We start from the raw sequence: 13,153 nt of genomic DNA, 5'->3' as shown, positions 1-13,153 counted from the left end.
GAGGGGGAAAGGAGCACGGTGAAGGGTTGCGTCATCCGTCTCGGTCCTCGGTTTTCTTCCGCAGCACGTTCGTCCTCGCACTTCGGCTGGTCGAAACGCCACTGCCTTTCTCGTTCTGCTTCCTTGAATCACAGCATCTCGCCCCGCTACAATCCAACCCGAAGGGTGAAGGTTGTGAGCACCACCGCCGCGCACGTTGCGCGCATCAATTTACACTCGGCTATAGTCGCGACGTTCGAAGTGAGCCCAACGATGACGTAACCCCACACGGCACCGGCCCGCGAGACCGGGCGCACTGCGACTCCAGCGCAGGAGGAGTAGGTCATGGACAACGATCAAGTTAGTTTCGAGCAATTGATCAAGGACGACCGCGCCGCCCACAGCACACGGGTGTGGAAGGGACGCTTCCTCGACTACCTCGAGTTGGTCAAGGCGGACTCCACGCTTCCCAAACTCGCCCACGCCCGCCTGCACGACAACATCACCAAGGGCGGCGCCCACGACATCCTCGGCTCCGACGATCCGCGGGTGAAGCGGCTCTTCAAGGACGACAACGTCAAGGTCTACCACTTCTTCGAAGACGAGTTCTTCGGCATCGAGAAGACGCTCGCCCACATCGCGCGCTACTTCCAATCGGCGGCCCTCAAGGGCGAAGAGAGCCGCCAGGTGCTCTACCTGATGGGGCCGGTCGGCTCCGGCAAGAGCTCGCTGGTAGAAAAGATTCACCGCGGTCTGGAAGAGTCCGAGACGTTCTTCGCCATCGAAGGCTGCCCGATGAACGAAGAGCCGCTCCACCTCATCCCGCGCCATCTGCGGCGCGAGTTCGAGAAGATGCTCGGCGTTCACATCGAGGGCGACCTGTGCCCGGTGTGTCGCTTCCGACTCAAGGAGGAGTTCGGCGAACGCTACGAGGAAGTCCCGGTGACGACCTGCTTCTTCTCGAAGCGCAACCGCGTCGGCATCGGTGTGGTGCCGCCGGTCGACCCCAACAACCAGGACACCTCGGTTCTGATCGGCAGCGAAGACATCTCGAAGCTCGACCTCTACTCCGAAGGCGATCCGCGTGTGCTCGACCTCAACGGCGCCATCAACGTCGGCAACCGGGGCCTGGTTGAGTTCATCGAAGTCTTCAAGAACGAGACCGAGTATCTTCACGCGATGATCACCGCGACCCAGGAAAAAGTCATCCCGGCGCCTGGGCGCCACGGCATGGTGTACGTCGACACGGTGATCGTCGCACACTCCAACGAAGCCGAATGGCAGAAGTTCAAAGCCGACCACACCAACGAAGCCATCCTCGATCGCATCGTGGTCATCAAGGTCCCGTACAACTTGCGCCTGTCCGAGGAAGTCAAGATCTACCAGAAGATCACGCGCAACTCGGACTTCCGCGCCCATGTCGCGCCGCATACGCTCGAAATCGCCTCGATGTTCGCGATCCTGTCGCGCCTCGAGCCGACCAGCAAGTGCGATCTGATGACCAAGCTCAAGCTCTACAACGGCGAGGAAGTGGTCGAGAAGGGGAAGACCAAGAAGATCGACGTGAACGAACTGCGCGACGACACCAAGCGCGAAGGCATGAGCGGCATCTCGACGCGCTTCATCATGAAGGCGCTCGACAATGCGCTGTCCGACAACATCGAGGGCAACTGCATCAACCCCATCAATGTGCGCGAAGCGCTCATCAACATGACCAAGGAGGCCGACCTCCCCGACGACACGCGCAAACAGTACCTCGACTTCCTCCAGGATGTCCTCCACAAGGAGTACCTCGACATCCTGGAGAAGGAGATCACCAAGGCTTTCGTGTACTCGTATCAGGAACAGGCCGAAGCGCTGTTCCAGAACTACCTCGATCACGCTGAAGCCTACGTGAACAAAACCAAGGTGAAGGACCGCAATACCAAGGAAGAACTCCACCCGGATGAAGGCTTCTTGAAATCGATCGAAGAACAAATTGCTATCATCGGCTCCGCCGCCGAAGGCTTCCGCCAAGAAGTGATCGCGTATCTGTGGGCGGCCGGCCGGCGCGGTGGGCGCATCAGCTATCGGAGCTACGAGCCGCTCAAGGAAGCGATCGAGAAGAAGCTGATGACGTCGGTCCGTGATATCAGCCGCATCATCACCAAGGCGCGCACGCGCGATGAGGAGCAGAGCGACAAGTACAACACCATGGTCAAGAACCTGCTTGAACACGGCTACTGCGACAACTGCGTCGATGTGGTGTTGAAGTACGCCGCCAACAATCTGTGGAAGGACTGAAATCGTGACTCGTGTTCGTGATTCGTGTTCGTGAACCGGAACCAGGCATCGCGTTCGGCCTCCTCCGGGACGAGTACGAGTCACGAGCACGAGCACGAATCACGACATGAGCACCATCTTTCGTCCGTTCCGTCATTCCGACGCGCAGCGCAGTGACCGCTCCGCGGGCGACCGACTCCGCCACCGACAGAAGGTCCGCCAGTCGATCCGCGAGAACATCGCCGACATCATCGCCGAGGAATCGATCATTGGAAAAGACCGCGAGCGGATCATCAAGGTCCCGATTCGCGGCATCAAGGAGTATCGCTTCGTCTACGGCGACAACGCGTCCGGCGTCGCCCAGGGCGATGGCAATACCCAGCCCGGTCAAGTCGTCGGCAAGGCCCACGGCGAGGGGCAAGGGCCTCCCGACAAGGCCGGCGATCGTCCGGGCGTCGACTATTACGAAACCGACGTGACCCTCGACGAACTCATCGACATCATGTTCGAGGATCTCGAATTGCCCGACCTCGAACGCAAACGCCTGCGCGAAATCGCCGCACCGCAACTCAGCAAGCGCAAGGGCTACCGCCAGGTCGGTATCCGCGTCCGCCTCGACAAGCGGCACACCGTGAAGGCGCGCGTCAAGCGCCGCCTCGCCACGCGGCACGTGGGGACGCACTACCCCGACGACCAACCGCGCCGCTTCCCATTCCACGACGACGATCTGCGCTACCGCCACATGGTCACCGACTTCAAACGCGAATCGAATGCCGTCGTGGTCTGCATCATGGACACGTCCGGCTCGATGGACACCATGAAGAAGTACCTCGCGCGCTGCTTCTTCTTTCTGCTCTACCAATTCATCCGCACCAAGTATCGCAACGTCGAAATCGTCTTCATCGCCCACCACACCGAGGCGCGCGAAGTCAGCGAAGAGGAGTTCTTTCACAAGGGGGAATCGGGCGGCACCTTCATCTCCTCCGGCTATCAGAAGGCGCTCGACATCATCGCCGAGCGCTACCATCCATCGCTGTGGAACGTCTACGCGTTCCATTGTTCCGACGGCGATAACTTCGATTCCGACAACGCCGCCGCGCTGCGCACAGCGCAGGAGCTCACCGAGGTGTGCAATCTGTTCGGCTACGGGGAGATCAAACCGCTCGGCTCGCGCTACTACGAAAGCTCGATGCTCAACCTGTTTCGCCGCCTCGAAGCCGACAACTTCCAGACCGTCCTGATCGAACGCAAGGAAGACATCTGGCCGAGCTTCAAAGCTTTCCTCGCCAAAGACCGCGCCCAGCAGGAAGCGTGAACGTGGAATTCGCGACACAACCGACGGCCGCTACCTGGGACATCGACGACTTGATCGCGTGGGACGATCGCATCCGCGAGAAGGCCACCGCCTTCGGACTCGATTGTTACCCACAAGAGTTCGAGATGTGCGACCACAACCAGATGCTCGGCTACATGGCGTACTCCGGCATGCCGTCGCACTACCCGCACTGGTCGTACGGCAAGGCGTACGAGAAGCTGAAGACCCTCTACGACTACGGCGTGAGCGGCTTGCCGTACGAGATGGTGATCAACTCCAGCCCGGCGCTCGCGTATCTAATGCGCGACAACACCCTGCTGCTGCAGGTCCTCACCATCGCGCACGTGTACGGGCACAACGATTTTTTCAAGAACAACGCGACGTTTCACAGCACGCGCGCCGAGTTCACGATCAGCACGTTCAAGGCCCACGCCGTGCGAGTACGGCACTACATTGAAGACCCGAGCATCGGCGTCGAGAAGGTCGAGCACATCCTCGATGCCGCCCACGCGCTCGCGCTGCAGTGCCGGCGCAACCTCGCCGTGCACAAGCGCTCGATCGACGAGGCCCGCGCCGACCTGCTCGATGCGGCGCGCCCACCCTCGGATCCGTTCCACCATCTCCACCGCCGCCCCGAATACACCGAGCCCGATCTGCGCAAGGTTCCGCCCGAGCCCGACGAAGATCTGCTGCTCTTCGTCCGCGACCACAACCCCTACCTCACTGACTGGGAAAAGGATCTCCTGACGATCGCCCACGAGGCGGCGCAGTACTTCATCCCGCAGATCGAAACCAAGATCATGAACGAGGGTTGGGCGAGTTACTGGCACAAACAGATCCTCGACAGCCTCGATCTGCCGCAAGACCTGCACCTCGAGTTCCTCGTCCGCCACAACCAAGTCGTGCGGCCGCACCCCGGCGGACTGAATCCGTATCACCTTGGCTACAAAGTCTGGGAAGACATCCGTCGTCGCTACGATGATCCAACGCCCGAAGAGCGCGACGAGATCGGCGATCCCGGCAAGACCGGCATCCAGAAGATGTTCGAAGTGCGCGAGAGCGACCGCGACGTCTCCTTCCTCCGCCGCCATCTCACCGAGCGACTCATCCGCGAGCTCGATCTCTTCCAACACGACACCCGCGGCGACGAGATCATCGTCAGCAAGGTCGCCGACGCCGACGGCTGGCGCGACGTGAAAAACGTGCTGCTGCAAAACATCGGCATGGGCACCACGCCGGTGATCAAGGTCGACGACGCCGACTTCGGCGGCAACCGTACGCTCTACCTCGTCCACGCCCACGACGGCCGCGACCTGCAACTGGAGTACGCCGAGAAAACCCTCGCCTACGTCCACCGCCTGTGGCAGCGCGACGTCGCGCTGGAAACGCTCTCCAGCGGAAAGCGCGCCCTGCTCACCTACACCGAGCGCGGATTTGCGACGAAGAGTTTGAAGTAACGGGCGTCGCAGGCGACTTCGCGGCCTGGTTAGCGTCTCCGACGGGTTGGCGTCTCCTTGATGCGAGTCGTGGTTGCGTGTCATGTTCCCGGCTCCGCTCAGCGGGGACCGACACTCACCATGGCTGACGCAACCTCCGGACACCCCGATATGTTGGCCCATGCGCTCGCCGCGGCCGGACGCGGGTTTGCCGTCTGCCCGGGGCTTGTTCCCGACTACGTGTTGCTCATCCCCTCACGATCGGGCCTCAAGGGTCCCCTCAGCGCCGGTTACCGCCATCGCGCCACCACCGATGTGCGAACGATCGAGCGTTGGTTCAGCCGCTTCCCCAACGCCAACATCATCGCCCGCACCGGCCGCATCTCGAATCTCGTCGTACTGGATTTTGACTTTCGCTTCGGCGGTCGTCCGGTGTCGGAACGTCTCCGTCCGCATCTCCCCGAAACGCTGCAAGTGACGACCCAGAATGGCTTTCACATGTACTATCGCTACCCCGAGGCAATGGAGATCCCGACCTCGATTCGGCAGGTGGAAGTGGGGCTCGACGTGATCGGTGAGATGGGTTCCGTCGTCATGCCGCCGTCCCGACACATTGAAGGATCGCGCTACCGATTCGACGATCCCGATGTCCCGATCGGCGCGCTGCCCGACGATTTCGCGAAACGCTGCGCGCAGGTTACGCCGCAGCCAATGTTCGATCCGCATCGCCGCGGCTACTCGGCCACGGTTCGCGACTGCATCAACTTGAGCTATGCATTCGCCGCCACCACTCCGCATTCCCTACGGCGCGCCCTGCGTTCGCTGGTGAAGCGACCGTGAACCCTCGCGGCGTCGAGCTGAGTCAGTTGCGCCGAGTGGTCGGCCTGACATCGATCGCCTATATCGCACTGCCCGTCGCACTCTGGATGCTCGGCTGGCTCGCGCCGCTCTTCGCTCTGATCGGAATCGCCGCGCTGTGCACGGGCACTGGCTTGTTGGCCTCGCAGATCGCGGCGAGCGCGCGGCGGGACAAAGATGGCCGACGCATCTCACGGTGGGAGATCGCCGCCGTCAGCATTGTCGTGTGCATCGTCATTGGACTAACTGGCGCCGGTGGCTTCGGTGTTCAGACCGACGATTGGTTGAAGCACAATGCTATACTCAGTGACTTGATCAACCAGCCCTGGCCCGTGGCGTACCGCACGTCCGCGGGGCCGATCGCGTTGGTCTACTACGTCGCCTACTACCTGCCGGCGGCGCTGGTCGGAAAGCTCTGCGGGTGGACCGCGGCCAACCTGGTTCTCTACGGGTGGACTGTTCTCGGTGGCGTGCTCACCGTGCTCTGGCTCGTCGTGCTGAGTCGCGCGCCGGTGTGGCTGTGCCTGCTCGGCTTCACATTCTTCTCCGGCCTCGATGCCATCGGCGGATGGTTGCGGGCAGCGGTGAGCGGGGCGGAAACCTGGACGTCCTGGACCAACAACCTCCAACTCGAATGGTGGGAGGGGCATTGGATCATCCCCGGCAACTTGTCGCTGATCGCGTATGTTCCGCAGCAAGCGCTCGGGGGATGGCTGCTCACCTGCCTGATGATCGACGGATTGCGAGAGCGGACCAATCGCCTTCCGTGCGTACTCATCGTTGCGCTGGCACTCATGTGGTCGCCGTATGTCGCCATCGGCCTCGGAGTACTGAGCGTCCTCTCGATCGTCGCCAGCGGCGCACGCATCAGGACGCTCGCCGCCGGTCAGCTCTCGCTCGCCAATCTCTCCGGCGTCATCGTTGGGGTCATCTGCGCTGTGTACTTCGCCGCGCGATCGGCTCCCGTCGCGCTCGCCGACGCGTACGTCTCGCCGCCGTCAGCCTTCGAACGCGGCGCGTTCGCGGTCGGACTGCATGAGATGCCGCCGCTAAAATTCGCGCTGCACTACGCCAGCTCTATGCTTCTGGAGTTCGGGATGCTCGCGAGCCTACTCGCTCTCGTGTATCGACGCCGTCCTGGCGAGCGACAGATCCTCGTGGCCAGCACAGTCACGCTGTTGGCGTTGCCCTTCTTCCACCACGGACATTTCAACGACCTGGTCATGCGGGTGTCCATTCCACCGCTCTTCGCGCTCTTGGTACTGACACTGACGGCGCTCGCGACAGCACCATCGCGCGCGATTCGCTTCAGCCTCATCGCCCTGTTGACCATCGGCGCGCTGCATCCCGCCACTCGGCTCCGGATCAACGCGCTGACCGTCGCGCGCCGCGGCAGCGTGTTTCAGCTTTCACCGGTTGTCAGCCTGTTCGAGATGCAGTTGAAGGTTCGCGACCACTGGCCGTACCTCTACCAGTACATCTGCCCGTTGGACTCTTTCTTCTTCAACCACATGGCGCGGCAAGCGATCCCCATCGACCGCGATCCCTGAATCGGGATTTACCCAGCGGCGAGCGCCCGGGTCCGTGCGATCAACTGCTGCCAGCGCTCGAACTGCTGCGGCCCTTTTTCCCAGGCCTCGGTGGCGAAGTAGAGAATCACACGATCCGCGCTGCCCTGGTACTTCTCGACGATGCGCCGCGGAAACTCGTCCCACGTCGCGGTGATGGCGTAGACGTCGAGCATGTCGTCGGTGATCGTGCCGGCCATCCCGGCGATATCGCCGGCGCGCTGCAGTTCGGTGAGCCGCTGCGACACTCCGTGCCACCCGTGGAGTTCGAACACGCCGGCATACGCCGGCGTCGAGCCGTAGAAGGCGATCTGGAAGCGCGCTCGCTGGCGCCACTCGGCGCGCTCTTCTTCGCTGTCGCCGACGATGGTGAAGACCGGACAGACAAGCTTGATCGACTTCGAGTCACGGCCCGCGCGCTGCGCACCCTTGGCGACGTTTGGGATGATCACTTCGTCGAGGTAGCGACGCGAGTGGAACGGGTGCACGTGAATGCCGTCGGCAACTTCACCGGCGGCGCGCAGCATCCACGGCCGCACGGCGGCGAGGTAGATCGGAATGTCCGGATCGGCGATTTGGCCAGGCGTCCACATGCCGAGCAAGCTGAATGAGTAAAAATCTCCCTTGAAGTTGAGCCGCTCCTGCCCGCTGAAGGCGCGGAAGATCGCGCGCAGAGCGAGCACGTACTCGCGCAAGCGCGCACCCGGATGATCGTACGCGGTGGAGAATCGGCGTTCGATGTGCGCCTTGATCTGCGTGCCCAGTCCGAGGATGAAGCGGCCGCGCGTCGCTTCGGCCAACTCCCACGCGATCTGTGCCGTCACCATCGGGCTGCGCGGAAACGCGGTCGCGACCGCTGTCCCTACATCTAGTTCCGGCGCCGCCAACGCGGTCGCCGCGCAGGTGAGGTACGCCGTGCGCCCGGCTTCCGCGAGCCAGAGCCCGTCGTAACCCAAGCGTGCGAAGTCACGCGCGCGCTCGCCGGCACGGTGCAGTTCCAACCCAGAGCCAAAGGCATCGATCTTCATCCGTCGTCCTCCGAAGTCGTGACTCGTGTTCGTGATTCGTGCTCGTTAGGAGAGTTCGTCGAGCAGGAGCTTTGCGTCCTTCAGATCGCGCGTGGCGAAGCCTTCGGTGAACCAGGCGTAGAGCGGGGCGAGGAGGGCGCGCGCGGCGTCGCGCTTGCCTTGGCGCTGCCAGAGCCGCGCCAGGCTGGTGGCGGCGCGCAGCTCGAACGTCTTGGCCTCTTGCCGCCGGGCGATTTCCAGCGACTGGCCGAAGAGTGCCTCCGCATCCTCGACCGCATAGCCGCCCACGTCGAGGAGAATTTCTGCCCGCAGTCGGTGCAGATCGGCATCGAAGAAGTGCTGTCCCTGTTGCTCGGCTTGTGCGAGCCCGAGTCCGACCGCGCCCAGGGCGTCGTCATGGCGCCCGACCTTCCGGAGGCCCTCGGCGAAGAAGAAGAGGAGCGCGGGCGCTCCGACCCTCGCCAGCGCCACCGCCTCCTTGCTCAACGCCAACGCTCGGTCGGGATGGCCACGGTACACGTGACACAGGGCCGCATACCCGTGGGCGCAGGCGCCACGGTCGTCTCCCACCGTGTACGCCAGAGACCCATGCTCGCTGGGATCGTACAATTCGATGCTCTGCTCGAAATGCTGCAGCGCCCGCGACGAGAAGTTGCCCTGGAAGAGCAATGGGAGGCCGACTTGGCTGTGAGCATTGAGCCGGTCAAACGCATCTCCCGTGCGCTCGGCGGCTGCCAAAGCCTCGTGCGCGACCTCGGCCGCCATCGCCAGATCACCCGTGACGTTATAGACCGCCGCCACTCCCACGAGCACTCGCGGTAGCTCGGGCGACTCGCCGATCTGGGACGCCAGCTTGCGGGTGCGCGCGTAGGTCTCCTCGTACTCCGGGTGCGACCATCCCCTGGCCGCCGCGAGCGGTGGCCCGATCGCCATCTGCAGCCCAAGCTCCATCTGATACCGCTCGCGCGTCTCCGGCAGCGTCCCGACGAGCGTGAGCGCGCGCCGCAGATGGCCGATGGCCTCCTCGTTCGCCGACCGCTGCGTCGCGCGGTCGCCGGCCCGCTGGTAGTGCCCGGTCGCTTGCGCGACCACCCCCGCCTGGTCGTAGTGCCGCGCGATCACCTCGGGCTCGGCCGCGACGCGCTCGGGGAAACGCTCCTCCAGCACCTGGGCGACGCGCGCGTGCAGTTGCTGGCGCGCGCGCTTGAGCAGCGACTGATACGCCGTCTCCTGGATGAGCGCGTGCTTGAAGGTGTACGTGGCCGCGGGCGGCTCGCCGCGCGCGAAGAGGATCTCCGCGTCGACCAGCTTTTGCAACGACCGCTGCAAGTCCTCTCCCTGTAGGGGCGAGGCATGCCTCGCCCGCGCATCACCTGCGTCGGCTGCGTCGGAGACGGAGGGCGACGCATGCGTCGCCCCTACAAGTGCCTGCAGCATCGCGTACGAGAATTCGCGGCCGAGCACGCTCGCGGTCTGCGCCACCTCTTTCGCCGTTGAGAGCCGATCGAGCCGCGCCATCAGCGAGTCGGCGAGGCTGGCCGGAATTTCTCGGCCGGGCGCACGGCCGTGCGCCCCTACAGTGGAGGGTCCTCCGATCACTGTCTTGGTCAGCTCTTCGAGATACAGCGGCACGCCGTCGGCGCGCGCGACGAGGGCGTCGACGAGTTCGGGGGTCAGGGGTCGGGGATCGGGGGTCGGACTAGCCCCCAGCCCCTGATCCCCAGCCCCGGCGCGCAGCGCCACCACCATCTCCCGCCCCTGGCGCTTGGTGAGGCGTGCGAGCTGCACGGTGGTCAGGTTGGAACGCGCCGGCCAGGGCGGGGTGAAGTCCGGGCGCGCCGTGGCGAGCAGCAGCACGCGCGCCGTCGGGCTCTGCGCGATCAGATGGCCCAGCAGCTCTAGCGTCGACGCGTCGCACCAGTGTAGGTCCTCGATGAACAGCGCGAGGGGCTGCGCCGCGCTGATGGACAGATTCCATTGCACCAGCAAGTCGATCGTCTTGCGCCGCTGCAGCTCAGGGCTCAGTTGCAGGCGCGTGGGTGGCGGCAGGCCGAGGAAGTCGGCGAGCAGCGCGATCGACTCCACCGACGCGAGCGTGCCGAGCCCGCGCTCGACCTTCTCGAACTTCTCGGCTGCCGTGTCCTCGGTTGCGAACGACAGCCCCTGCGATACCAGCGCGATCACCGGATGGAAGGGCGTCCCTTCCGTGTACGGCGACGCGCCGCATTCGAGCCACGTGTGCGGCACGTCCGCCAACTGCTCGTGCAGCTGGTAGACGAGGCGCGACTTCCCAACCCCCGCTTCGCCGAGGACGACGACGTTCTGCCCCTCGCCATCCGCTGCCCGCTCCCAGCGATCAATCAATGTGGCCAGCTCGATGTCGCGGCCGACGAAGCGCGTCAGGCGTCCCGCCGCAACATCGAGCCGGCTGCGCACCCCGCTCGGCTGCACGACGCGATAGAGCGTCACCAGCTCGCGCACGCCCTTGAGTTCTTGCGGCCCGCGATCCTCGACCACGAACAGCCCAGCCACCAAACGCTGCGTCGCGGCGGTGATCACCACGGTGTCGGGCTCGGCCGCGCTCTGCACCCGCGCCGCAATGTTCGCGGTCTCGCCGAAGACCTCGCCGCCGGCGGCGATCACCACAGGGCCGGTGTGCATGCCGACGCGGACCGAAAGGTTGTTAGTTGTTAGGTTGTTGGTTGTGAGGTCAGAAGCGGTCCCTTCTTCGCCTAACAACCGAACAACCAACAACCTAACAACCTCGACGATCGCCAGCCCTGCGCGGATCGCGCGTTCCGGATCATCCTCACGCGCCGTCGGCCAGCCGAAGTAGATCAGCAGCCCATCGCCGAGGTTCTTGGCAACATGCCCGCCGAAGTTTTGTACCGCGGCTGTTGTGGCGCGGTGGTAACGGGAAACGATCTCGCGCCACTCTTCGGGATCGAATTGCGCGCTGAGCGCGGTGGAACCGACGAGGTCGGAGAAGAGTACGGTGAGTTGGCGACGCTCGCCCGAAGACAGGTTGTTCGGTGTTAGGTTGTTGGTTGTTAGGGTTGCGGAGGCGATCTGGCTTTCGGCTTTCAACTTTTCGCTTGCAGCTAACGAACCGCCACATCCGCCGCAGAATTTCTCACCAGCCTCGGCCGGGGCACCGCACGAGGGACATGTAACGGAGAGTGTCGCGCCGCATTCCCCGCAAAAGCGGCGCTCAGCGCGGTTGTCGTGGTTGCAGGACGGGCAGTGCATCGCGTGTCTTCGCTCGCGGTGACTACCACACCCGGTGCGAACTCACGAAGAGACCTCCGGTGCGAGCCCACCGATGCCAGCCATTGACGTGACATAGGCGGATGCGGCACTACCAACGCATGGGAGACGGACGCCACCGCTGGTCGCCGCAACCGCGATGAAGCTCCTCCTCGTCTCCGATCTGCACTACACCCTCAAGCAGTTCGACTGGGTCCACAATGTCGCCGACTGCTTCGATACGGTCGTCATCGCCGGCGATCATCTCGACATTTCGTCCGCTGTGGGCATGGACGTGCAGATCGTCGTCATCACGAAATACCTGCGCCGGTTGCAAGCCAAGGTGCGCCTGCTCGTGAGCTCCGGGAATCACGACCTCAACGGCCGCGACGCTTCCGGCGAACGTGTCGCCCGCTGGTTGGCCGACGCGCGCGGCCTCGGGTTTCTCGTCGACGGCGAGCGTATCGAGGTCGACGACGCATTGATCACCGTGTGCCCATGGTGGGACGGGCCGCGCGGGCGCGACGGCGTCGGCGAGTTGCTGGCCCGCGACGCCGCCCATCGCAAGGCCCGCTGGATCTGGGTGTACCACGCACCACCCGAACCATCCCCGCTCAGCTGGACGGGCACCAAGCACTACGGCGATACCGACCTGGTGGGCTGGATTCATCAATACCACCCCGACTTCGTGCTCACCGGGCACATCCATCAGGCCCCCTTCCGTAGCGGCGGCGCGTGGGTCGATCGCATCGATACAACTTGGATCTTCAACGCCGGACGGCAGATCGGAGCGTGCCCGACCTTCATTGCCGTCGATACCGCGGCGATGCGCGCGACGTGGTGCTCGTTGGCTGGCAATGAGATCGTCGAGTTGGACGGATCGCCCTCGCGGCCGGTTACCGAGCTTACTCGACCTTGGGATCCGGACAGCGATCCGAACCCGGTTCAGACTCCACACCTTGATGGTGAACCAGCGTCTCCAACACCTCGTCCACAATAGACAGATGGTTGTCGTGATCCTCGAACTGGCGCTTGAGATCCACCAGGTACGTCGTCACCGAGTGTAAACGCTTGGCCAGCAAGCGCGCCAGGCTGAGAGCGATCTCCTGGTGCGCATCGAGGAACGCCTGCGAATCGGTCGCCACGAAAAGCGTCGCATCGGTGAGCGCCCGGACCGTCGCCATGTGCGGCATGTCGAGCAAGGCTGAGACCTCACCGAAGAACGCCCCGGGCGTATCGACGGTGGCCACCTGCAGATCGCCCTTGAGAACCTCGACGCTTCCGGAGGCCAGGACGTAGAGCAAGCCGCTGCGCTTGCCTTCCTCGAGAATAACCTCGCCGGTGTGAAACTCCCGCTGCGGCAACGCCGCACATTGCTCGATCACGTCAGCCATTGGACCGGGCGCAGATTGACGGCAGAACGCGTGCTTGTCAAATCGCTCCCTAACGGATCACGAGGAG

The 13,153-nt window shown here is 63.8% G+C and carries 9 protein-coding genes; 6 read left to right on the top strand and 3 right to left on the bottom strand.

Translation table 11 applies throughout. The annotated features are described in order from the left end of the window. Positions 1-324: 324 nt before the first annotated feature. The 5 genes from HYR72_17975 (at position 325) to HYR72_17955 (ending at position 7,400) form a co-directional block, all read left to right on the top strand. Positions 325-2,262, top strand: coding sequence for a serine protein kinase (locus HYR72_17975; GenBank protein ID MBI1816871.1), 1,938 nt, complete (start codon positions 325-327; stop codon positions 2,260-2,262). 106 nt (positions 2,263-2,368) lie between these two features. Beyond that, entirely contained in the window at positions 2,369-3,556 is a 1,188-nt protein-coding gene (gene yhbH / locus HYR72_17970; GenBank protein ID MBI1816870.1) for a sporulation protein YhbH, read from the top strand. A gap of 2 nt (positions 3,557-3,558) precedes the next feature. Beyond that, positions 3,559-5,013, top strand: a complete 1,455-nt coding sequence (locus HYR72_17965; GenBank protein MBI1816869.1) for a SpoVR family protein — start codon at positions 3,559-3,561, stop codon at positions 5,011-5,013. A 120-nt stretch (positions 5,014-5,133) separates the two neighbouring features. Continuing rightward, the gene (locus HYR72_17960) at positions 5,134-5,832 is read left to right on the top strand and encodes a bifunctional DNA primase/polymerase (GenBank protein MBI1816868.1); all 699 of its coding nucleotides are present in this window, start codon (positions 5,134-5,136) and stop codon (positions 5,830-5,832) included. Next, positions 5,829-7,400, top strand: coding sequence for a hypothetical protein (locus HYR72_17955; protein MBI1816867.1), 1,572 nt, complete (start codon positions 5,829-5,831; stop codon positions 7,398-7,400). The genes HYR72_17960 and HYR72_17955 overlap by 4 nt, the downstream gene beginning before the upstream one ends. An 8-nt stretch (positions 7,401-7,408) precedes the next feature. On the opposite strand, the gene HYR72_17950 is transcribed toward HYR72_17955, so the two are convergent. Beyond that, positions 7,409-8,446 carry a TIGR03617 family F420-dependent LLM class oxidoreductase gene (locus HYR72_17950; protein MBI1816866.1) on the bottom strand — a complete coding sequence of 346 codons (1,038 nt, stop codon included), beginning with the start codon at positions 8,444-8,446 and terminating at the stop codon, positions 7,409-7,411. Positions 8,447-8,491: 45 nt separating this feature from the next. Next, positions 8,492-11,695 carry an AAA family ATPase gene (locus HYR72_17945; protein MBI1816865.1) on the bottom strand — a complete coding sequence of 1,068 codons (3,204 nt, stop codon included), beginning with the start codon at positions 11,693-11,695 and terminating at the stop codon, positions 8,492-8,494. A gap of 157 nt (positions 11,696-11,852) precedes the next feature. On the opposite strand from HYR72_17945, the gene HYR72_17940 reads away from it, so the two are divergent. After that, positions 11,853-12,692 carry a metallophosphoesterase gene (locus HYR72_17940; GenBank protein ID MBI1816864.1) on the top strand — a complete coding sequence of 280 codons (840 nt, stop codon included), beginning with the start codon at positions 11,853-11,855 and terminating at the stop codon, positions 12,690-12,692. On the opposite strand, the gene HYR72_17935 is transcribed toward HYR72_17940, so the two are convergent. Next, complete coding sequence (locus HYR72_17935; GenBank protein MBI1816863.1) at positions 12,598-13,086, bottom strand: cyclic nucleotide-binding domain-containing protein; 489 nt, start codon at positions 13,084-13,086, stop codon at positions 12,598-12,600. The two genes, HYR72_17940 and HYR72_17935, sit on opposite strands and share 95 nt — an antisense overlap. Positions 13,087-13,153 lie beyond the last annotated feature (67 nt).

The sequence above is a fragment of the Deltaproteobacteria bacterium genome (assembly GCA_016178705.1).
Lineage (GTDB): Bacteria > Desulfobacterota > Binatia > HRBIN30 > JACQVA1 > JACOST01.
This window is presented reverse-complemented; position numbering and strand designations above follow the sequence as displayed.